Origin of the sequence: Bariatricus massiliensis (assembly GCF_900086725.1) — a bacterium.
In the GTDB taxonomy this organism is placed as follows: Bacteria; Bacillota; Clostridia; order Lachnospirales; family Lachnospiraceae; genus Allocoprococcus; species Allocoprococcus massiliensis.
The window spans coordinates 59,362-80,525 of record NZ_LT574835.1 but is presented as its reverse complement, the minus strand read 5'-3'; the positions used below and the strand labels follow the sequence as shown (position 1 = coordinate 80,525).

Sequence of the window (21,164 nt, the reverse complement as noted above, 5' to 3'; positions counted from 1 at the left end):
AGGGGGAACTGACACATGGATTTGTTCAAACTTGTTGGAACAATAGCAATAAACAATTCAGAAGCAAACAGTCAGATTGAAGGAACAACTGAAAAAGCATCCACATTCAGTTCCAAACTGTCATCAGGAATTGGAACTGTTGCAAAATGGGGAACTGCTATTGTTGGCGGTGCAACTGTTGCAGGAACTGCATTGGTTGGATTTGCAACAAAATCTGCATCCACAGCAGACAACATTGACAAGATGTCACAGAAGATTGGTATTTCAAGACAAGCCTATCAGGAACTTGATTTCATATGTTCACAAAGCGGAACTTCTGTTGATACCCTGCAAGCAGGAATGAAATCATTGACATCTGCAATGGATGGTGCAAAGTCAGGCACAAAAGCAAATGTGGAACAGTTTGAAAGACTTGGTGTTGCTGTCACAAATTCTGATGGAACTTTCAGAAGTCAGGAAGATGTGATGTGGGACACACTTTCAGCATTGCAGGGAATGGAAGACCAAACAGAAAAAGCAAGACTTGCAACTGAACTTTTTGGAAGGTCAGGAACTGAACTTATGCCACTTCTGAATGGTGAAGCAGGTTCTATTGAAGAAATGAAAAAACAAGCACATGACCTTGGTCTTGTTCTTGATGATGAATTGATTGACAATGGTGTGAATTTGACAGATTCACTTGACCAAACAAAAAGAGCATTTCAGAGCATAGGAACACAGCTTGGTGCTTCTTTGATGCCTATTGTGGAACAGGCTTCTGATTATATTCAGCAAGCACTTCCTTCAATTCAAGCATTGATTCAGAGATTGTCACCAATTATTACAAGCCTGTTGGACAGTCTGCTTCCACCTTTGATGGATTTGGCATCAACTATTTTTCCAATTCTGATGGACTTGATTGAACAGTTGATTCCACCTGTGACACAAATTGTTCAGGCTATACTTCCAATCATAGTGCAGTTGATTCAGATGTTGCTTCCACCAATAGTTCAGATTGTGCAAATGGTGCTTCCAATATTGGTTCAGCTTATCACAGCACTTCTTCCACTGTTGCAACCTATTCTTGAATTATTGCAACCGCTGATTGATTTGTTGATGGTTCTTCTTGAACCTTTGATTGAACTTCTGAACTTGATTCTTCCACCATTGATTCAGGTCATCACAGCAGTTGTTCAGGTCATTGTTGGTGTCCTGCAACCTGTCATTGAAGCACTTGCAACAGTCCTTGGTGATGTTCTTGGTGTTGCTTTCAAAGCAATTGGAACAGTTGTGAAAGCGGTTGTTGATGCAATCAGCGGTGATTGGTCAGGATTGAAGAACATTCTGACAACAGTTTGGAATGCAATCAAGTCTGTTGCTGAAACAGTGTGGAATGGCATCAAAACATTCCTGTCAAACTTGATGAATGGTATTAAAACCACCATTTCAAATGTATGGAATGGAATCAAGAACACTGTTAGCACAGTAATAAATGCAATTAAGACAGTGATTGAAACTGTATTCAATGCGGTCAAGACATTCATTTCAAATGTATGGAATGGAATCAAGACAACAGTTTCAAATGTTGTAAATGGTATAAAAACAACAATTTCCAATGTTTTCAATGCTATAAAAACAACAATCAGCAATATTTTGAATGGTGTGAAAACAACTTTCAGCAATGTTTGGAATGGAATCAAAACTACTGTCACAAATGTCATCAATGGTATAAAGACAGGAATTTCCAATGGTCTGAATGGTGCAAAGAATGTTGTGACAAATGTGCTGAATGGAATCAAGAATTCTTTCAGTAACATTTTTGAAAATGTAAAAAATGTTGTGAAGGGTGCTATTGATAAAATCAAGGGATTCTTCCAATTCAAAGTTGAACTTCCTAAAATCAAACTTCCACACTTCGGAATCAGTCCTTCAGGATGGCAGATTGGGGACTTGTTAAAAGGTTCTATTCCTAAACTTGGAATTGAATGGTATGCAAAAGCTATGGACAAGGGAATGATTATGAATCAACCAACAATCTTTGGTTATGATTCTGCATCACAGAATTTCCTTGCAGGTGGTGAAGCAGGAAGTGAAACAGTAGTTGGAACACAGAATCTGATGGAAATGATTCAGACAGCAGTCAACAGTGAAAACAGTATCCTGATTCAGTTCTTCACAAAACTGATTGCACTGCTTGAAGATTTCTTCCCACAGGTTCTTGAAAATATGGGATATGACCTTGTTCTTGACACAGGTGCATTGGTTGCTGAAACTGCACCACAGATGGATGAAGAACTTGGAAAGATATTCAAGAGGAAAGGAAGACAATAATGAACACAGTCACTTTTGGAACAAAAAATTCATATAGAGATTTTGGACTGATTCTGACTTCAAAAGACATTGGTCTTCCTGAACCGAAAACAGAAACAGTGGATTTGACAGGTGCTGATGGTGTTATTGACCTGACAGAAGTCTTGACTGATGACATCAAATATAAACAGCGGAAACTGCAATTCACTTTTACAGTTATTGACCCAATCAATGCATGGTCTGCAACACTTTCAGAAGTGACAAATTATGTTCATGGAAGAAGACTTCGGATTCTGCTTGATTGGGACAAAAACTATTATTATGAAGGAAGATGCAAGGTCAATCAGTTCAAAACGAACAAAAGACTTGCAACAATTGTGGTTGATGCAGAAGTTGACCCATACAAACTTGAAGTGAATTCAAGTTCAACACCTTGGATTTGGGACACTTTCAGTTTCATTGATGGAATCATCTATCTGAACACAGTGACAGTCAGCGGTTCAGCAACAGTCAATCTTCTGAACAGAAGAAAGATTGTGTCCCCTACTTTCACCACAACCGCAAACATGAAAGTGAATCATAATGGTGTCACATATGACCTTCCAAAAGGAACAACAACAGTTCTTGGAATCAGGCTTCAAGAAGGTGACAACTTTGTGACATTCACAGGAAATGGAACAATAACAATTGATTATAAGGGGGGAAGTCTATAATGTATCAAGTATTATGTGACAACCTTCCATTGTTTGATTTGCGTGATGAAGAACTTGTGTTGAATTCCCCAAAAGTTGATTTGAAGGAAAACAATGCAGGTTCTTTTGAATTCACCATCTTTCCAACACATCCCTATTATGACAAGATTCAAAAAATGAAATCTGTCATTCAGGTGATGGACAATGAAGATGAAATCTTTTGTGGAAGGGTGATTGATGAATCTGTTGATTTTCGTAACAGAAAAAAGATAACTTGTGAAGGTGAACTTGGATATTTCAATGATTCTATTCAAAGACCTGCTGTTTATCACAATCAAACAGTCAGGGGATATTTACAAACATTGATAAATGTCCATAATGCACAGATTGCAGAACTTCATCTTGGAATCAAATTCAATGCAGAATGTGCAGGTGAATCCGCTTCTTTTGATTATGCTTCTTTGTATTATGTAAAGAATAATCAGATTTATTCTGCATTTTCAAGGAAAAGGGCAAATGACCTTGCAGGAAAGACATTTGTTATTCCTTCAACAGAATTCTATCTGTATTGGCATACAGATAGCAGTGTGAACAATTATTTTGGTCTTGCTATTGATTCAGTTGAAATCACAGATGCAACAGCAATCATTGGAAGCAAAGCAAGCCTTCCAAATTACACAGCACAGGATGTGTCAAATGTAACAGACATTGAAACTGCACACAATCCATATGAAAATGGAAGCAATCTTCTTTGGCATTATGCACACACCATTCCTTCCAATTATACAGTTGGAAAGATGTTTGTACTTGGAACAGTCACAGTTGTTGACAACAATGATTCCCTTTATAAATATACAAATTGGGAAACCACAATGTCAGTTATTAAGTCAGACCTGCTTGACACTTATGGTGGACATTTACGAATTAGAAAAGTAGATGGAATCAGGTATCTTGATTATTTGCAAGATTATCCAAACACCAACACACAGGTCATTGAATTTGGTCAGAATCTTCTTGATTTTACAAAAGACATTGATGCAACTGACATTGTAACTGCTGTCATCCCACTTGGTGCAAGACTTGAAGAAAGTTCCATTGAAGGTCTTGAAGAAAGACTGACAATCAAAAGTGTGAATAATGACTGTGATTTCATCTATTCAGAATCAGCGGTCAACACATATGGTTGGATTTATAGGACAGTAACATTTGATGATGTCAATGTTCCTGCAAATCTGAAAACCAAAGGTGAAGAATACCTGAAAGACATTCAATTTGAAAATGTCACACTTGAAGTCAAAGCTGTTGACTTGCACATGATGGATGTGGACATTGAAAGAATCAAAATGTTGGATGAAATCAGGGTTGTATCTGAACCAAATGGACTTGACAGGTTCTTCCCTGTCACCAAGATGACAATATATATTGATTCACCTTCCAAGAACACAATCACCCTTGGACAAAGTGTTTCAAATGGAATGACAGGTTCAGCTTCTTCTGCTAATGCTGAAATCATGAAGAAAATCAATGAAATTCCTTCTTCTGACAGCATAGTGAAACAGGCAGTGGACAATGCAACATCATTGATTCATTCTGCATTGAATGGACATGTTGTCATCACAGAAAATGCTGATGAACTTCTAATCATGGACACTGATGATATTGAAACCGCAAGAAAGGTTTGGCGGTGGAATCTGAATGGTCTTGGTTATAGTTCCACAGGCTACAATGGACAATATGCAACTGCAATCACAATGGATGGACAGATTGTTGGTGACAGACTTGTTGGTGGTTCTGTTTCTGCTGAAAAACTTGATGTTTCATACAAAACATCAGTTGAAAAGAAAATTTCTGATGCACAGGACAATGCAGAAGGTTACACTGATGACCAACTGAAAGCATATTGGACAAAGACAGAAGTTGAAACTGCAATCAAAAACACAGGTGATGCTGTCCTTCTTTCAGCAAAAGAAACAGCAACAGCATACACAGACAACAAACTGAAAAATTATTCAACATCTGCACAAATTAAGGTGACAACTGATGCAATCACATCAGAAGTTAACAAGAAGTTGAATGCTTCTGAATTTTCAACCAAGATTCAGCAGAATGCAACTTCTGTGAAAGTTGCATGGAATAACATCAGCAAATATATTCAGTTTGAAAGTGGTGAACTTCGCATTTATGACAGTGCAGTAACATCATCACAAAAACTTGTTTCAAAATTCAATTATAATGGTTGTCATTTTTATCGTGATGATTATTATGTTGGAAAAATCGGAACAAACAACCTTCAAAGTGATTCATCAAAAAAAGGATTAAATTTTGACCTTGAATATAATGGTTCATATATGACATGGGCTTCCAAAGATTCTTCTTCTACAAATGTTTATACAATGAAATGGACATATGTTCAGAAGAATAAAGGTTGGGGAAATTACACAGCAGGTGAACTTCATGCAGGATGTAACATTGACATGCATGGTTGGACTTTGAAGAATCCTTCCTTTGAAGGTGGTGGAATAACAGGAACAATGACATTTGTTCAGGTTCTTGGTATTAGTAGTGATGGAAAACTTTCATCTTGGTCAAATAATTGTAAATTACAATTCAAAAATGGAATTCTTATTTCAGGAACTTGGTATTCAGGATAAAGAAAGGATTGATGTCAATGGCTATATATATCAATGGAAACAATGCAGAAACAGAAGAAAAGAAGCCTGAACAATCTGAATTGGTTCAGGCTTCTGAACAAAAAACATATACACAGGAAGAAGTGCTTGCAATGCTTGCACAAGTACAGAATCAGAAAAGGGAAGAAAAAGAATGATGGCTATGAAATTTGATGAAGAAAAACCAAGACCTTTGACAATGGAATTGGAAACCGCAAAAGGAATGATTCTGACAGCGGTCAATAAAGCAAAACAGGAATGTGGAATTCCAAATTTCATCATGGAAGGAATTATTGCAGACATTCATTCACAGGTTACATCACAGGCAAAAATTGAAATGATAAATGATTTCAATATGTATCTTGAAGAACTGAAAAAAGAAGAAAGGCAGGATGAAGAATAATGGCAGATATTAAACAGTACACAGACCAAATTGCACAAGCAGTTTATGGTGAAGAAGTCAGGTCTTCCATTATCAATGCACTGAACAAAGTCAATGATGACAATAACAGTTATCAGGACATCAAGAATGAAATTGTTCAGGCAAAAGATGATGTTGATGAACAGGTTGCAAATTTTGATGCAAAGGTTGCTTCTGCACAGTCTGTAACAACCGCATTGGAAAATGCAACAGCAACAGCAAACACAGCAAAGTCACAGTTGACTTCTGCAACTTCCACAGCAAACACAGCAAAGACCAATTTAACTAATGCTACAAGCACAGCGAACACAGCAAAAAGTAATTTGGAAACCGCAACAAGTAACGCAAACACAGCAAAGACTAATGCTGAAACTGCAAAGACAAATCTTGATGCATCCATAGCAACAGCAAACACAGCAAAATCCAATTTGGAAACTGCAATCGGCAATGCAAACACAGCAAAATCCAATTTGGACACTTCCACAAAGACAGGTCAGACTGCAAAGACCAATCTTGAAACTGCAATCAGTAACGCAACCACAGCGAAAAGTCAGCTTGAAACTGTGATTTCTAATGCAGATTCAATCAAATCAGATTTGTCTTCTGTGATTGTGTCTGCAAACACAGCAAAATCAAATCTTGATTCTTCTGTTGCAACTGCAAATGGTGTTTATCAGTCTTTACAGAATGAAAATGCATCTGCAAGTTCCAATCTTGAAGAATTAAGAAGTGAAAACTTCAACAGTCAGGAAATTCTTGCAGGTGTTGCTGACCTTCGTGCATATCTTGGTTTGACTGATGATGACATTCTTGGATTGCAGGTTGATTATAAAAATAAGACCTTCACAAGAATTGCAGGTGCAGTCAATCTGACAGCAGGTGCAGATTTTGACAAGTTCAAAATGTATGGTGGAAGAAAAAGATGCAATGTTTCTGATGATGGAACTATCACAGCATATTATGGTGATGATAACTATGCAGAAGATGGTTCAAATGGTCAGGTTATGGTGTATCAACCGAAATTCTATTATCTTGTATGTCCTGTTGTATATGACCCAATTGACACAGGAATTGGTTATCACCTGCGAAAAGCAAACTATTATGTCAGTGAAAAAGCAAGGGCAGGATTTAGACTTCACCCTGCATTCTATGATGCAAATGGAAATGAACTTGATTATATCCTTATTGGTGCATATGAAGGTTCTATTTATGACACTTCTGAAAGTGCATATTTGCTTCTTGATGAACAGGTTATGACTGTTGGTGAAGACAAGTTCTGTTCTATTGCAGGTGTAAAACCTGCAAGCGGTCTGACACAAAATCTAACAAGACCAAACATTGAAACAATGGCACAAAACAGGGGTTCAAATTGGCATCTTGAAAATTCAAAAATTGCTTCTATGGAACAGCTTCTTTGTATGATTGAAATGGGAACAATGAACTTTCAGACTGCTATTGGTCAGGGTGTTGTTAGCATTTCAGACAATAGTTCATACAACTGTGCATCTTTGACAGGTTCGACTGCAAGCCTTGGAAATGGCACAGGAAGGGCAACTGAAACCATCAATGAAAAAGGTGGTGTTCAAACTACTGAAACAGCAGATGGAAAGACTTCTGTGTCTTATCGTGGTGTTGAAAATGATTGGGGCAATATTTGGAAATTTATCATTGACCCTAATATTTGGGGAAATGGTGCAATGGGTGGTGGTGAACCATTCTATTGTGATGATTTCAATTTTGCAGAAAATAAGAAAACAGACAACTACAAGGGTGCAGGTTTCACTGTCACAAATGCAGGTGGTTATATTTCAGCAATGGGATATTCCACAGCTTGTGATTGGTTATTCATGGCTTCTGAATGTCTTGGAAACAGTTCCCTTCCTGTTGGTGATTATCATTGGGTAACACAGAACCTGAATGGATATAGGCTTGCTCTATTGGGCGGTATTTGGAGTGATGGCGGTCATGCGGGCGGTTTCTATTGGTATTTGAATGCTGGTGTCGGGTTTCGTTATCGGCATATCGGCGGTCGGTTGGTGTATGTTCCTACTGCAACCGCATAATTGAATATATGGGTCAGACAATGTTGATTTTCGCCTGTTGTGACTACCTGCAACAGCAAACATTAAAAAGATTGCTCAATTAGGCAGTAATTGGAATAATGGCAGTAATGCAGGCAGTTTCTATTGGAATTTGAATAATAGTGTCAGGAATCGTAATCGGAATATCAGCAGTCAGTTAGTAAATGCATTAAATTCATCAAAAACAGGGACTTCCAAGGCGGTTGTCCCTGTTTTCATATAGTCTGAATTGTCTGACCCTGCCACTTGGCAAAACACAAAAGTCCTGATTTCCAATCAGGCATAAAGGGAAGTTGTGTTAGTAGGTCACAGTGTTCTGTGATGCGAAAACTTGACTTTAATGCATACAGAAAAGAGAATATCAAAACATGAAAAGATTTGGGAATTTATATGAACGAATCTATGACATGGATAATTTGAGATTAGCACACCAAAATGCAAGAAAGGGCAAAGGGTGGTATCAAGAAGTTTTAATGGTCAATGAAAATCCTGATTATTATTTGGGATTGCTTCAAAATCAACTGAAATATAAAACCTATCACACATCACCATATGAAACATTCATCAAGAATGACAGCGGAAAAGAAAGGGAAATATATAAACTTCCATATTTCCCTGACAGGATTTGTCAATGGGCAATCTTGCAGGTGATTGAACCTATACTGATTAAAAACCTGACAATTGACACCTATTCAGCAATACCAAACAGGGGAATTCACTTTGGACTGAAAAGAGTTCAGCATGATATGCAGACAGATGTCAAGGGGTGTCAGTATTGTTTGAAGTTAGATGCAAGAAAATATTATCCTTCCATTGACCATGACATTCTGAAAGCAAAATATGCAAGACTTTTCAAAGACAAAGATTTGTTGTGGTTGCTTTATGAAATTATTGATTCCACAGAAGGAAACACAGGTGTTCCAATTGGGAATTATCTTTCACAGTATTCAGGCAACTTCTATTTTTCATCTTTTGACCATTGGTTGAAGGAAGAAAAGCATGTCAAGCATTATCACAGATATATGGATGACATTGTGATTTTTGGTGAAACAAAGGAAGAACTTCATCAATTATTGAAAGAAATTGATGTTTACTTCAAAGAAAAACTTCATTTGACAGTAAAGGACAATTGGCAGGTGTTCCCAACATATGTCAGGGGTGTTGACTTCCTTGGATATAGAATTTTTATGAATTATATTCTGCTTCGCAAATCTACATGCAAGCAGATGAAAAGGAAGATGACAGACATCAGGAAGAAAGTCAGCAATGGAAACATGATGAATTATTCTGAATGGTGTTCAATCAATTCATATAAAGGTTGGTTGATTCACTGTGATTCATTCAGATTGCAACAGAAATATATTCAACCATTGATTCCACATGCTGAAAAATATTATGAAACAAATATAAAAACAAAAAGAAAGGCGGTTTGTCAATCATGAAAAATTATGGACTTCAAAGAAGTGCTGTTGAACCAAAGGCGGTTGAAATCACAGAAAGCAAGGTCTTTGTTGCAACAGACATTGAACAGGTCACTGTGACCATGGATGAACAGGAAGTTCAGGAATATCAGTTCAACCTTGTGGAATATGACAAGGATGAATATATCAAGATTATTTCTGAAAAGAATGAAGAACTTGAACAGCAGATGACAGACACACAGCTTGCATTGTGTGATGTTTATGAAATGCTTGCTTGATGAAAGGACAGGTGAACAGTTATGGCAAAGATTTATGCAGACCTTATCAGAAAAGGTGTGAAGAAAATTGATGATGTCCCTGCAAAGTTGAAAGATGATGTTATTCAGATTTTGAATAATTGGGGCATTGCAACAGAAGGTGATGACTGATGTTTCAGTTTATCATATACAGAATATTGTTTGGAAAGGATGTGATGGAAATGGCAGTTGTATATGCAACACTTATCATCAAAGGCAAAAAGACCATTGGTGATGTTCCTGAACGAATCAGGGAACAGGTGAAGCAGGTTCTGATTGACCTTGACCTTCCTGAACTTGCAGAAGATGCACAGTAAAGGAAAAAAGCAATCAATACACAGTCCCCACAGGTTCATCATAACCTTGTGGGGATTCTTATTTCAGAAAGGATGGTACAGATAAATGAAAGAAGGAATCTGCACAAGTATTGGTGTTGTTGGTGCATTCATTGCTTCCTTATTTGGGGGTTGGGATGCAGGTTTGATGACATTGATTATTTTTATGGCAATTGATTACATCAGCGGTCTTTTGGTTGCAGGTGTATTTCACAACAGCAAGAAAACTGAATCAGGAACTTTGGAATCAAGGGCAGGTTGGAAAGGTCTTTGCAGAAAAGGAATGACACTTCTGTTTGTTCTTATCGCATATAGACTTGACCTTGTAATTGGTTCAAATTACATCAGAGATGCAGTCATTATTGGATTCATTGCAAATGAAACAATCAGTATTGTGGAAAATGCAGGTCTGATGGGAATTCCACTTCCTGCTGTTATCAGTAAAGCAATTGATATTTTGACACAGAAGAAAGATGGTGAATAATTATGTCTAAAATTAAAGGAATAGACATTTCTTATTGGCAAGGAAATGTTGATTTTAAAAAGGTAAAAGCAGATGGAATTCAATTTGCTATTCTTCGTGAAGGTTATGGAACAAGCGTTGATGGAAAATTCTTTGATTATGTCAAAGGATGCAAAGCAAATGGAATTGAAATCAAAGGTGTATATCATTTTAGTTATGCACTTAATGCAGAACAGGCAAAGCAAGAAGCTATTTTCTGTATTGAACAGATGAAAAAAGCAGGTCTTGGAAACAATTGTATTGTATTCTTTGATTTTGAATATGATACAGTAAACTATGCAAAGAAAAAAGGAATTTCCCTTGGTAAAAATGAATGTATTGCTTTTACAAAAGCATTTTGCGAAAAAGTAACACAGCTTGGTTATAAAGCAGGAATTTATTCCAACATTGATTATTATAAAAACATGTATGATGCAAGCCTGATTTCCAAATATGTCTTTTGGTTGGCACATTATACATCAGGAACACCTGCATATGCTTGTGCTTTTCAGCAGTACGGAAGCACAGGAAAAGTCAATGGTATCAATGGGAATGTTGACATGGATTGGTATTTTGGTAATGCAGAAACATCTTCTTCCAAGAAATCTAATTCAGAAATTGCAAAAGAAGTTGTTCAAGGTCTTTGGGGAAATGGTGAAGACAGAAAAACAAAACTGACCAATGCAGGTTATAATTATTCTGAAATTCAGAAGATTGTGAACAATATTGTTTCAGAAAATAAAGCACCTGCAAAGAAATCTGTTGATGAAATTGCAAAAGAAGTCATCAATGGAAAATGGGGAAATGGTGATGCAAGAAAGAAAGCATTGACTGATGCAGGATATGATTACAATGCTGTTCAAGCAAAGGTCAACAGTCTTCTTTCAGGTTCATCTTCTTCCAAGAAATCCATTGACACCATTGCAAAAGAAGTTATTCAGGGCAAGTGGGGAAATGGTCAGGATAGAATCAACCGCCTGAAAAATGCAGGCTATGATGCAACTGCTGTTCAGAAGAAAGTCAATGAAATGCTTTCAAAATAAGTCCAAAGTTTGATTTTAGACTGTTTTCAAGATTTGTCCATTAGAAACAGGATAGAAACAAACAGCACTGAAAACCGCATAAAATGAACCTTTGGAATTCTCAAAGAGATAATCAATTGCATATTTTTATTGCATGGAAACCCACAAGCACTATGTTTGTGGGTTTTTTGAAGTGATTTTTAAGGAAATAAACTGACTTGAAAAAATAGCGATATGGCGGTGGCGCCTATGAAAAAGTATTTTGTTTCTCGTATAATTAAAGAGTATTGAACAATATACTGATTATTTATGCAAATTGTGCTATAATGGAAATGTCCCTTTTGGTCAAACAGAGAAAGTGCAGGTAATTGGATGTATAATGTAAACGATATTGTTGTGTATAAAAATGGCGGCGTGTGCCGGGTAGAAGAAATTGGAACTCCTGCATTTATGAACACCGGGGAGGACTATTACAAGCTTCGCTCTCTTGTCTATGAAGGAAGTATTGTCTATGTGAAGGTCGGCCCGTCCATGAGGCGGATTATTTCGGCAGAGCAGGCTGGTGGTTTTTTGAAGGGGCAGTATAAGATTAAATCATGTTACCACAAAGACTATAAGGTCAGAGAACGGGAATTCCGAGAGATGGTCAATTCTTGTGAGCTGGAGAATTGGCTTGAGATGCTTAAGGGAATCTGTTCTGAGCGGACAAGAAGAAGTACGGAAGGAAAGCATTTGAAAGAAAGTGATAAGAGGTTTCTCAGCCGTGTAGAGGGACTTGTAGGCTCCGAATTTTCAGCAGCGCTCGGTATCTCAAAAGATGAGGCCACAGAGCAGGTGGAGAAGGTCCTGATGGCGCAGGACAATGTTTAAAACAGCGCCGATAAAAGGCTTAAAAAACTATAAAAGAAGTGCCGCAGATCAGATGAAAGATACTGTTCTGCGGCACTTCTTTTCCTAATGAAAGGGTGTGATGGGTATCGGAATTATTCCAGTACAGCATCCTTCGGGAAAGGGGCTGTCTCTGGTTTTGTGAAACGTCTTTTAAAAATAGCGGAACCTAAATATCCTGCAATGCACCCGCCCGCAATACCTAGAGCCAGAGCACATACTACTTTGACAGGAGAATTGAATGCGAACGGCGCCAGAAGTCCCGGAATGGGAGAGGCGGTTCCCGGTGCATTGTTTATAATGCCAAACGCTGCGGCAGCCATTCCGGCCAGTCCGCCGCCGACAAAATTAGAGCAGAAAATGGGAATCGGGTTTGCGGTAATTATATTAGCCTGAGTCAAGGGCTCCAGCATAACGGCAATAACATTACTCTTGTCCCCCAGCTTTAGACGGCTGAAAATCAGTCCGTTTGTGAAAGAACCGCCTACACAGGCTATGGAGGCAATTCCCATGGCGAGGCCGTCGAGACCTAGCATGGCGGTGAGAGCCATGGAACTTAAAGGGGAAGTACATATCATTTTCATAATTCCGCCGAGAAGAAGTCCCATTACAAGAGGAGACTGGTCAGCGGCGGCAGAGATAGTCTGACCGATGCGGACAAGGGTAGAATTGACTACCGGATTGACGAGCAGTGCAATCATACGCGCAAATGGCGCGATGATAAGGGCGCCTGCAATCATATTGAGTCCTTCAGGAAGTTTCTGTTCAATTACTGGGGCGACGAGACCTACCAGATAGCCTGCGATAAATCCGGGAAGAATCCCATAACCGCCAACGGCTACACCGGCCACAACTGCAAAAACCGGATTTGCCCCCATGCTAATCGGAACAGTTATAGCGGCTGCGACTCCGCCGAGGCTTCCGGCGGTGGTGCCCAATTCCTGAAAGAATGAAAGGCTGAGAAGATCGCCGGTTATATAACGGTGCACAGCTTCTACTAAAAATGTTGCAATCGCCGCATTGGCCATGCCTGACATTGCGGCCTGTCCTTTGGGCATTTTGAGACTAAAAAGAGAAAAGCCTGCCAGTGTTAAAAGTAAAAGTCCAACTCCAGAGATAATTGTTAACATGTAACCCTCCTTAAATTTTAATCGTTTCATCAACGTTATTTAACTGATTAAAATTTAACAAAGAGGTTTCAGAAAGATACAAATGGTATCAAAAATCTCTGGAAAATCTACGTATACTACAAAAAGTATTGTTATTTCTTATGCAATATGCCCCGGCTTTAAGGCTCCAGACATGCGACCATGAGCGCGTTTAAAAAACTTTTGATTTTCACATTGCCATGCCGAGAACCCTTTCCGCGGATATAGTCCATTTCCCGGCGTACTTGTTCAAAATTATAGAGGGTGTTGGCATAAGTGGTGAAGGTATCGTTGGAATAGTCTTCCAGTCCAAGATTGGCTAGGTTGACCATGCCGGCGCTGGCGCTCCTTCGGATACGCTGCTCGACGGACTTTGGATTGTCGCTGAAATTACTGCAGAGTTCTGTCAAGGTCGCCTCTCCTATATTGATATTGTGCTCCACCAGATAATCGACCAGCTGGATAATGTCCCGGCTGCCGCGTTCGCCGATGATACCTAATTTCTGCAGAATGCCCTTCAGACGCACAATGTGAGGGCGTTCCTGTGAAAGGGAGGAGGGGGAGGCAGGCTGGATTCCGGCAGGCTGCTGCGAGGTGAAAAGATTCTGAACCTGCATCAGCGTCCGCTGTGCGCTGAGTGACTGCCCAACTTTTCGGACTACGGTCTCCACCTCCACACTGTTGATCGGTTTCTGAATGTAGAATTCAATGCCGCTTTCATAGGCTCCCGCAATCATATCTTTGGAGGCCACCTGCGAAAGCATGATAAAGGCGGTGGAGGGCAGAAGCGTACGCGCTTTTTTGACAAAAGTAATGCCATCCATTTCCGGCATCAGCAAATCCACAATGACAATGTCTGGCTTTAGGACAGGCATATCTTCGAGGGCGTCTGCCCCATTGGAGGCGATACCGCAAAGTGTTCCCAGCGCCCTGTCACGAATAATCATTTTTAGTATATTTTGAATATTTTTATCATCATCGACTACATATAGTTTCATTATTTTGTTCCCTTCCATTGTTCTTTTGGTATCCATATAGAAAATACAGTCTCGCCGGGACGGGACTCAGCACGGATACATCCTTTCCACTGATTTTCAATTAAATCTTGTACCAGATTAAGACCCAGCCCCCGGTTGATTTCTCCAGTTTCATAGTTGATTTTCGTGGAAAAACCCGGTTGGAATATTTCTTCCAAATCTTCTGAGGCGATGCCGGGCCCGTCGTCGGCAACCGTAAAGAGCCAATTGTCTTTGTCCGAAACTTGCCGTATTTTCACAGATACAGTGTCCTTGCAGGAAGCCTCCATGGCGTTGGTGAGGAGATTACGGAAGATAGACATAAGAAAATAGTGGTTTTCTGTATAAAGATTCTCTTCCAGACGTATGTCCAAATCCAGTTTCCTGTTGGCGGACGCCTCAAATTCGGTAAGACTGTTTTTCAGAACTTGAAAGATATCTTCCAGATACATTCCTTCGTCGTTTAGATTTAAGTCCATGGCATCCGACAGGCCGCGCAGAATCAATGCATATTCCTTTTTGATTTCGTGTATATCCTTCGCTACTATAAGCGCTTTTTTTGACAGGGCCTCGTCGATACCCTGTTCCGTCATATCCTGATAGAGCCTGTAGGATATGTTCATGGTCTCTTCGATCAGTCCCGTATTTTTCTTCATCCACAGTACTTCCCCGTTCAGTTTGGAGATTAAAAGGAGCAGACGCTGGTATCTCTGCGAATGTTCTCTTTTTAGCAGGCTGAACTTGTAGTAGCGCAGTACAAGATAAAGGCACCAGATGATGACAGTACGGATGGCGGCCACCAGTATGATGCTGAGTTGATTTTTGCTGGTAAATGCTCCGGCTCCCAATCTGAGAAGGAGCTCCGTCAAGTTAGAAAAATAGTCAAAGAGAAAAAATACAGGGAACGCAAAACGGCTCCATTCATAATCTTGACTTCGGCAATACAGCCAAAAACTTATTCCGTAGACAAGATAGAAAACCATCTCGGGAAAATAATTTTGCAGAGAAGTGCCTAGTGCAGCGTGCTGAAACCAATACACGGCAATTCTCGAGGCGTAAACGCCTGCAGCGGACAGTAGGGTAACGGGAATTATGGGATATTTTCCCGTCAGCAACAAGAAAACTGAAAACATGATAATACCGATAGAAATTTTAAAGTTACTAATAAACAAATTCATATTCACTTGGGCGGCAAGCACAATGATGATACTGAACAATAATGTTGTAGTTTGATGTCTTTTCTGCATAGAGACCTCCCCTTTACAGTCCGGTAAACAGTTCTGCGAGAAAGACACAGACACTCGAGACCAGTGATACGGTTATCAGGCTTCTCCGGTGGTAAGCGAGTATGAGGGCCGTAGTAAAGCCGGCCGCCGCCGACCAGATATTTGCTGTTGCGCTGAGGATAGCTGGAAAAGTCATAACAGCCAATGTGACGTAAGGTACATAATACAGAAAAGAACGAATGTAATTGCTTTTGATTTCTTTTCGTATCAATGTTAAGGGCAACAGGCGGATTAAATAAGTGACTCCTGCCATAATAAAAATATAAATGTATATATTATGCCTCATCGGTTTCGGCCTCCTTTACAGGAAATAATGCAGCGGCTATCCCCGCGATTAAAAGTGTTAAAAGGATAATGCGAAAACCCGGGGAAACAGAATTCAGTACCGGAATCTTGGTGAACATTAGGCTTAGGATCATGGATACTATGATAATGCCTGCTATTACTTTATTTTCCCTTGCGGGAGGAATGATGACTGCGATGAACATACCATACAGCGATACACTTAACGCGCTGATAATTCTTGCTGGAAGTATATTGCCGGATACGATACCAAGAAATGTACCCAGCACCCATCCGGGAGCAGCCACGCTGATTAGCCCATAGTTATAAAATGGACTCAAACTGCCGCCTTTACATACGGAAACGCCAAAGATTTCATCGGTTATACCGTAGGAAATAAAAAATCTGTGGAAGAAGGGGGCACGGCTGTCTAATTTTTGCGATAAAGCACAAGACATAAGACAGTACCGAAGGTTGATGATCAGCTGGGTGAAGGCCATCTCCAGATAAGCGGCCTGTGCGGTGATCAGCGATATGCCGGCGAACTGCCCGGCGCTGGTCAAGTTGGAGGCGGAAATCAACACGGCTTCCCATGCTGACAGGCCCGAATTTTTTGCCATAATGCCAAATGTAAAAGAAACAGCGATATAGCCCAGACAGATGGGGATTCCGTCACGAATGCCGGCAGTAAAATAATCTTTTCTAGTGTTCTCCATAAATACCTCTCCTGTATAGTTGTTTTACGAATGGGGATGCCTTAATTCTGGCATGACGGTCGCACGCATTGTTATGTAACAGGCAAGGCCGCCTATAAAATTTGAAATCGGCTCTGCTAAAAATACCCCGTTCACACCCAGATTTCCAAGGCGGGGGAGCAGTAATGTCAGTGGAATGACGATGATAGCTTTTCGCAGTATGGAGAAGAAAACGGCATGCTTTGCCTTGTTCAAAGATTTGAATACGCTCTGCCCGGAAAATTGGAAAGCCATCATAAAAAAGCCGAAGAAATATATGTGCAGGGCAGGGACGGATACTGCAAGCAGCCCAGCGTCCCGGTTGAAAATCCGGATAAAAAAAGCGGGAAACGCCGACAAAAGCCCCCAGAATATTAGGGTGTAGCCGAAGCCCAGCTGCGTCATGAAGCGGATTGCCTTTCGTACCCGCTGGTAGGCTCCTGCACCGTAATTGTAGCTGATGACAGGGGAGGCACCGTCGCTGATTGCCATGACGGGTGTCTGGGCAATCTGGCGTACGCTGTTGATTACCGTCATCGCACTGATATAAATGTCCCCTCCATAAATGGAAAGTGTCGCGTTGCACACGATTTGCACAAGGCTGTCTGTGCAGGACATCACGAAGCTGGCTGTACCGAGTGCCGCAATCTGGCCGATGCACTTAAAGTCCGGTCTAAATCCGGAGAAATGAAGTCTCAGTTCTGCCTTTTCTCCGCGCAGGAAACCAAGTACCCAGACGGCAGATAGGAGCTGTGAGATAACCGTTGCAATTGCGGCGCCCTTCACCCCGAGGTGAAAGACAAAAATAAAAATAGGGTCTAAAATGATATTGGATACTGCGCCAAGAAGGACTGTCAGCATTCCTATTTTGGCAAATCCCTGACTGTTAATGTAGGGGTTCAGCCCCAGAGATGTCATGACAAATATGGTACCCAGCAGGTAGATAACCATGTAACCGGAGGCATAAGGATAGGTGGAGGCGCTGGCTCCGAATAAATACAGCAGAGGCCTGTGGAAAATGATTCCAAGAGCGGTAAGCAGGACCCCGCATGTAAGTAACATAAAATATGCGTTTGTCATAATCTTTCTGGCTAATGGGAGGTCGTTCTGCCCACGGGCTATGGAGCACAGCGGCGCCCCGCCGAGGCCGAATAGATTGGCGAATGCGGTGACCATGGTGATGATAGGAAAACACAAGCCCAGACCTGCCAGCGCGATGGTGCCCTCCCCCGGAATCTTTCCGATATATATGCGGTCTATAATATTATACAACAGATTCAGCACCTGCGCGGTCAGCATGGGAGCGGCCACGGACAGGATGCTATGGCGGATATTTTCGCCGGAAAAGTCTACTTGATTTGTATGCAAATCTCTTCACTTCCTTTTTGATATCTTTACCATTTTATCATGCCTTCGGCCTAACAGCAAGAATGTGGTGAAAAAGAGCGTTGAATCGTGTATAATAGGGGAAGAGAAAAAACAGGGGGAACAGAGGATGAGGTATGTGAAAATAATCATGGGAAATCTTCTTATGACGTCGGCCTATGCATTTCTTACGGTGCCGCAGAAGATTGTGAATGGAGGGGGTGACCAGTTTTTCTATGATCGTGGCCCCGCTTATTGGCTGGGATACTGCGGTGATAGCTGATTTGATAACTATTTTGATGTTGATACTCTGCTATGTTTTTCTGGGAAAAGAATATTTCAAAGGCACCATTGTGGGCGGCATCTGCTACATGGTGTTTTTTAGTGGATTCCATGCACTTGGAATGGACTTGCCGCTATTTCGCCCGGCCGCAGCACTACTGGCGGCGGTGATGGTGGGATGTGGGTACTATCTCTGTATCAGTCAAGGGGCGACCGCGGTGAGCTTTGACACAGTGGCGCTGATTCTGCACGAAAAAAATGAGCGCATCAATGTGGCGGCGGTGATGTTCGGAATCAACACCAGTGTGCTGCTGCTTGGAATATTTCAATACGGAGTATGGTCGGTCATACTTGGTATCGCATTTTCGGCGGTACAGTCATTTGTATTAAATGCACTGCTGAAACGACAGCTTTCGCGTAAATTGAGAAAAAATTAGGAGAAAGACTGGAAATATGTCATAGAATCGGGTTATAATATCAAAAGCGATAAATTATAAAAGGAGAATCAGGCATGGAAATGTTATCAATTGAACAAGAGCTTAAGGGCAACTCTTATCCTGGAAGAGGAATTATTATTGGAAAGTCAGCCGACGGTACTAAGGCGGTGACCGCCTATTTTATCATGGGAAGAAGTGAGAACAGCCGTAACCGTGTATTTGTAGAAGACGGGGAAGGAATCCGTACACAGGCTTTCGATGAATCCAAGCTCACCGATCCAAGTTTAATCATCTATGCACCGGTCAGAGTGCTGGGCAACAAGACAATTGTAACAAATGGGGACCAGACGGATACGATTTATGAAGGCATGGATAAGCAGATGACATTCGAGCAGTCGCTGAGAAGCCGGGAGTTCGAGCCGGACGGGCCAAATTATACTCCTCGGATATCTGGAATTCTTCATATTGAGAACGGAACTTATAATTATGCAATGTCTATTTTAAAGAGTAACAACGGTGATCCGTCCTCCTGCAATCGTTTTACATATGCTTATGAGAGCCCTAAAGCAGGGGAAGGGCGTTTTATCCATACATATATGTGCGACGGCAATCCACTTCCGAGTTTTGAGGGGGAGCCTAAGGTAATAGGCATACCCGACGATATGGACGCGTTTACCGGCACATTGTGGAACAGTCTGAACGCGGATAATAAGGTATCACTGTTCGTGCGCTATATCGATATTGCAACTGGTAAATACGAGACAAAAATTGTCAATAAGAACAAATAAAGGAGCAGTCTGGAAGATGAAAGAATTAGAATTAAAGTATGGATGTAACCCTAATCAAAAACCATCTAGGATTTATATGCAGGATGGAAGTGACCTGCCGATTCAGGTACTCTGCGGACGCCCGGGATATATTAACTTCCTTGACGCGTTTAACGGCTGGCTTCTCGTGAGTGAGCTGAAAAAGGCTACAGGGCTTCCAGCCGCCACTTCTTTCAAGCATGTTTCCCCGGCCGGAGCGGCAGTGGGGCTTCCGCTGACAGATACGCTGGCTAAGATATACTGGGTAGACGATTTAGGAGAACTTTCCCCTCTGGCTTGTGCGTATGCCAGAGCGAGAGGAGCGGACAGAATGTCTTCTTTCGGGGATTTCATTTCCCTGTCTGATGTCTGCGATGTGGACACTGCGAAGCTCATTAAAAGAGAAGTATCAGACGGCGTAATCGCTCCGGGGTATGAGCCGGAAGCGCTGGAGATATTAAAGCAGAAGAAAAAAGGAAACTATAATGTGATTCAGATCGATCCGGATTATGTACCGGCTCCACTGGAGCATAAGGATGTGTTTGGCATCACCTTTGAGCAGGGGAGAAACGAATTGAAGATAGACGAGGAGTTCTTCTCTAATATCGTAACTGAGAATAAAGAGATACCGGAGGGGGCCAGAATTGATTTGGCAATCTCTATGATAACACTCAAATATACCCAGTCCAATTCCGTGTGCTATGTAAAAGGCGGACAGGCAATCGGTATCGGTGCAGGACAGCAGTCCCGTATCCACTGTACACGCCTCGCCGGCCAGAAAGCAGACAATTGGTGGCTCCGCCAGAATCCGAAGGTTCTTGGCTTGAAGTTCAAAGAAGGTATCGGACGTGCCGACAGAGATAATGCCATTGACCTTTATATCGGTGAAGAATATATGGATGTGCTGGCTGACGGCGTGTGGGAGAACACATTTGAAGAAAAGCCGGAAGTGTTTACACGAGAAGAGAAACGCGCATGGCTGGACAAGATGACAGATGTGGCGCTCGGCTCAGACGCTTTCTTCCCCTTTGGTGATAACATTGAACGCGCACATAAGAGCGGTGTAAAATATGTGGCACAGCCCGGGGGCTCTGTGAGAGATGATAATGTAATTGCTGCCTGCAACAAGTATGGCATGGCGATGGCATTTACCGGAATCAGATTATTCCACCATTAAAAGGTTAAAGGGGAC

At 41.0% G+C, this 21,164-nt stretch carries 22 protein-coding genes; 16 read left to right on the top strand and 6 right to left on the bottom strand.

The features are described from left to right. The first annotated feature begins 15 nt into the window (after positions 1-15). From BN6465_RS00740 to BN6465_RS00690, 13 genes are all read left to right on the top strand, one after another. The gene (locus BN6465_RS00740) at positions 16-2,310 is read left to right on the top strand and encodes a phage tail protein (RefSeq protein ID WP_066730738.1); all 2,295 of its coding nucleotides are present in this window, start codon (positions 16-18) and stop codon (positions 2,308-2,310) included. Beyond that, entirely contained in the window at positions 2,310-3,002 is a 693-nt protein-coding gene (locus tag BN6465_RS00735; protein ID WP_066730737.1) for a hypothetical protein, read from the top strand. Before BN6465_RS00740 ends, BN6465_RS00735 begins: the two co-directional genes overlap by 1 nt. Further along, entirely contained in the window at positions 3,002-5,632 is a 2,631-nt protein-coding gene (locus BN6465_RS00730) for a phage tail spike protein (RefSeq protein WP_066730735.1), read from the top strand. Before BN6465_RS00735 ends, BN6465_RS00730 begins: the two co-directional genes overlap by 1 nt. Positions 5,633-5,649: 17 nt before the next feature. After that, a complete protein-coding gene (locus tag BN6465_RS20610) occupies positions 5,650-5,808 on the top strand; it encodes a hypothetical protein (RefSeq protein WP_154670169.1) in 159 nt (52 codons plus the stop codon). A 5-nt stretch (positions 5,809-5,813) separates the two neighbouring features. After that, positions 5,814-6,053, top strand: coding sequence for a hypothetical protein (locus BN6465_RS00725; protein ID WP_154670168.1), 240 nt, complete (start codon positions 5,814-5,816; stop codon positions 6,051-6,053). Then, positions 6,053-8,134 carry a hypothetical protein gene (locus BN6465_RS00720; RefSeq protein ID WP_066730732.1) on the top strand — a complete coding sequence of 694 codons (2,082 nt, stop codon included), beginning with the start codon at positions 6,053-6,055 and terminating at the stop codon, positions 8,132-8,134. Before BN6465_RS00725 ends, BN6465_RS00720 begins: the two co-directional genes overlap by 1 nt. Positions 8,135-8,520: 386 nt before the next feature. Next, positions 8,521-9,594 (top strand): RNA-directed DNA polymerase, encoded by a 1,074-nt coding sequence (locus BN6465_RS00715; RefSeq protein WP_066730731.1) that lies wholly within the window; start codon positions 8,521-8,523, stop codon positions 9,592-9,594. Then, complete coding sequence (locus tag BN6465_RS00710; protein WP_066730730.1) at positions 9,591-9,851, top strand: hypothetical protein; 261 nt, start codon at positions 9,591-9,593, stop codon at positions 9,849-9,851. Before BN6465_RS00715 ends, BN6465_RS00710 begins: the two co-directional genes overlap by 4 nt. A gap of 21 nt (positions 9,852-9,872) precedes the next feature. Beyond that, positions 9,873-10,001 carry a CD1375 family protein gene (locus tag BN6465_RS21310; protein WP_275539634.1) on the top strand — a complete coding sequence of 43 codons (129 nt, stop codon included), beginning with the start codon at positions 9,873-9,875 and terminating at the stop codon, positions 9,999-10,001. Further along, entirely contained in the window at positions 10,001-10,186 is a 186-nt protein-coding gene (locus tag BN6465_RS00705; protein ID WP_066730728.1) for a CD1375 family protein, read from the top strand. The genes BN6465_RS21310 and BN6465_RS00705 overlap by 1 nt, the downstream gene beginning before the upstream one ends. Positions 10,187-10,271: 85 nt before the next feature. Further along, the gene (locus tag BN6465_RS00700; RefSeq protein ID WP_066730726.1) at positions 10,272-10,688 is read left to right on the top strand and encodes a phage holin family protein; all 417 of its coding nucleotides are present in this window, start codon (positions 10,272-10,274) and stop codon (positions 10,686-10,688) included. A 2-nt stretch (positions 10,689-10,690) separates the two neighbouring features. Then, positions 10,691-11,749 carry a GH25 family lysozyme gene (locus tag BN6465_RS21120; protein WP_066730724.1) on the top strand — a complete coding sequence of 353 codons (1,059 nt, stop codon included), beginning with the start codon at positions 10,691-10,693 and terminating at the stop codon, positions 11,747-11,749. Positions 11,750-12,100: 351 nt separating this feature from the next. Continuing rightward, positions 12,101-12,598: a CarD family transcriptional regulator gene (locus BN6465_RS00690; RefSeq protein ID WP_066730722.1), complete on the top strand. Its 498-nt coding sequence runs from the start codon at positions 12,101-12,103 to the stop codon at positions 12,596-12,598. Between the two features lie 113 nt (positions 12,599-12,711). On the opposite strand, the gene BN6465_RS00685 is transcribed toward BN6465_RS00690, so the two are convergent. From BN6465_RS00685 to BN6465_RS00660, 6 genes are all read right to left on the bottom strand, one after another. Further along, positions 12,712-13,746 (bottom strand): PTS sugar transporter subunit IIC, encoded by a 1,035-nt coding sequence (locus BN6465_RS00685; RefSeq protein WP_066730720.1) that lies wholly within the window; start codon positions 13,744-13,746, stop codon positions 12,712-12,714. Between the two features lie 158 nt (positions 13,747-13,904). Continuing rightward, positions 13,905-14,762, bottom strand: a complete 858-nt coding sequence (locus tag BN6465_RS00680) for a response regulator (protein WP_066730718.1) — start codon at positions 14,760-14,762, stop codon at positions 13,905-13,907. Continuing rightward, positions 14,762-16,027 (bottom strand): sensor histidine kinase, encoded by a 1,266-nt coding sequence (locus tag BN6465_RS21115; protein WP_066730716.1) that lies wholly within the window; start codon positions 16,025-16,027, stop codon positions 14,762-14,764. The genes BN6465_RS00680 and BN6465_RS21115 overlap by 1 nt, the downstream gene beginning before the upstream one ends. Before the next feature lie 13 nt (positions 16,028-16,040). After that, on the bottom strand, positions 16,041-16,352 hold the full coding sequence (locus BN6465_RS00670) for an AzlD domain-containing protein (RefSeq protein WP_066730714.1): 312 nt from the start codon (positions 16,350-16,352) through the stop codon (positions 16,041-16,043). Further along, positions 16,342-17,064, bottom strand: a complete 723-nt coding sequence (locus BN6465_RS00665) for an AzlC family ABC transporter permease (RefSeq protein WP_066730712.1) — start codon at positions 17,062-17,064, stop codon at positions 16,342-16,344. The genes BN6465_RS00670 and BN6465_RS00665 overlap by 11 nt, the downstream gene beginning before the upstream one ends. Before the next feature lie 24 nt (positions 17,065-17,088). Next, entirely contained in the window at positions 17,089-18,450 is a 1,362-nt protein-coding gene (locus BN6465_RS00660) for an MATE family efflux transporter (RefSeq protein ID WP_066730708.1), read from the bottom strand. 209 nt (positions 18,451-18,659) lie between these two features. Between BN6465_RS00660 and BN6465_RS00655 the strand changes: the two genes are divergently transcribed. The 3 genes from BN6465_RS00655 to BN6465_RS00645 all read left to right on the top strand — a co-directional run bounded on the left by BN6465_RS00655 (position 18,660) and on the right by BN6465_RS00645 (position 21,149). Then, positions 18,660-19,166 carry a YitT family protein gene (locus tag BN6465_RS00655; RefSeq protein ID WP_082891547.1) on the top strand — a complete coding sequence of 169 codons (507 nt, stop codon included), beginning with the start codon at positions 18,660-18,662 and terminating at the stop codon, positions 19,164-19,166. A gap of 74 nt (positions 19,167-19,240) precedes the next feature. Then, positions 19,241-19,954, top strand: coding sequence for an IMP cyclohydrolase (locus BN6465_RS00650; protein WP_066730706.1), 714 nt, complete (start codon positions 19,241-19,243; stop codon positions 19,952-19,954). Positions 19,955-19,970: 16 nt separating this feature from the next. Continuing rightward, positions 19,971-21,149, top strand: coding sequence for a phosphoribosylaminoimidazolecarboxamide formyltransferase (locus tag BN6465_RS00645; RefSeq protein ID WP_066730704.1), 1,179 nt, complete (start codon positions 19,971-19,973; stop codon positions 21,147-21,149). Positions 21,150-21,164 lie beyond the last annotated feature (15 nt).

Coding starts and splice junctions, on each gene's coding strand:
- BN6465_RS00690 (WP_066730722.1), top strand. CDS start 12,101: ATGTATAATGTAAACGATATTGTTGTGTATAAAAATGGCGGCGTGTGC.
- BN6465_RS00740 (WP_066730738.1), top strand. CDS start 16: ATGGATTTGTTCAAACTTGTTGGAACAATAGCAATAAACAATTCAGAA.
- BN6465_RS00665 (WP_066730712.1), bottom strand. CDS start 17,064: ATGGAGAACACTAGAAAAGATTATTTTACTGCCGGCATTCGTGACGGA.
- BN6465_RS00645 (WP_066730704.1), top strand. CDS start 19,971: ATGAAAGAATTAGAATTAAAGTATGGATGTAACCCTAATCAAAAACCA.
- BN6465_RS00700 (WP_066730726.1), top strand. CDS start 10,272: ATGAAAGAAGGAATCTGCACAAGTATTGGTGTTGTTGGTGCATTCATT.
- BN6465_RS00685 (WP_066730720.1), bottom strand. CDS start 13,746: ATGTTAACAATTATCTCTGGAGTTGGACTTTTACTTTTAACACTGGCA.
- BN6465_RS00715 (WP_066730731.1), top strand. CDS start 8,521: ATGAAAAGATTTGGGAATTTATATGAACGAATCTATGACATGGATAAT.
- BN6465_RS20610 (WP_154670169.1), top strand. CDS start 5,650: ATGGCTATATATATCAATGGAAACAATGCAGAAACAGAAGAAAAGAAG.
- BN6465_RS00735 (WP_066730737.1), top strand. CDS start 2,310: ATGAACACAGTCACTTTTGGAACAAAAAATTCATATAGAGATTTTGGA.
- BN6465_RS00730 (WP_066730735.1), top strand. CDS start 3,002: ATGTATCAAGTATTATGTGACAACCTTCCATTGTTTGATTTGCGTGAT.
- BN6465_RS21310 (WP_275539634.1), top strand. CDS start 9,873: ATGGCAAAGATTTATGCAGACCTTATCAGAAAAGGTGTGAAGAAAATT.
- BN6465_RS00720 (WP_066730732.1), top strand. CDS start 6,053: ATGGCAGATATTAAACAGTACACAGACCAAATTGCACAAGCAGTTTAT.
- BN6465_RS00650 (WP_066730706.1), top strand. CDS start 19,241: ATGGAAATGTTATCAATTGAACAAGAGCTTAAGGGCAACTCTTATCCT.
- BN6465_RS21120 (WP_066730724.1), top strand. CDS start 10,691: ATGTCTAAAATTAAAGGAATAGACATTTCTTATTGGCAAGGAAATGTT.
- BN6465_RS00655 (WP_082891547.1), top strand. CDS start 18,660: ATGGAGGGGGTGACCAGTTTTTCTATGATCGTGGCCCCGCTTATTGGC.
- BN6465_RS21115 (WP_066730716.1), bottom strand. CDS start 16,027: ATGCAGAAAAGACATCAAACTACAACATTATTGTTCAGTATCATCATT.
- BN6465_RS00680 (WP_066730718.1), bottom strand. CDS start 14,762: ATGAAACTATATGTAGTCGATGATGATAAAAATATTCAAAATATACTA.
- BN6465_RS00710 (WP_066730730.1), top strand. CDS start 9,591: ATGAAAAATTATGGACTTCAAAGAAGTGCTGTTGAACCAAAGGCGGTT.
- BN6465_RS00670 (WP_066730714.1), bottom strand. CDS start 16,352: ATGAGGCATAATATATACATTTATATTTTTATTATGGCAGGAGTCACT.
- BN6465_RS00705 (WP_066730728.1), top strand. CDS start 10,001: ATGTTTCAGTTTATCATATACAGAATATTGTTTGGAAAGGATGTGATG.
- BN6465_RS00725 (WP_154670168.1), top strand. CDS start 5,814: ATGAAATTTGATGAAGAAAAACCAAGACCTTTGACAATGGAATTGGAA.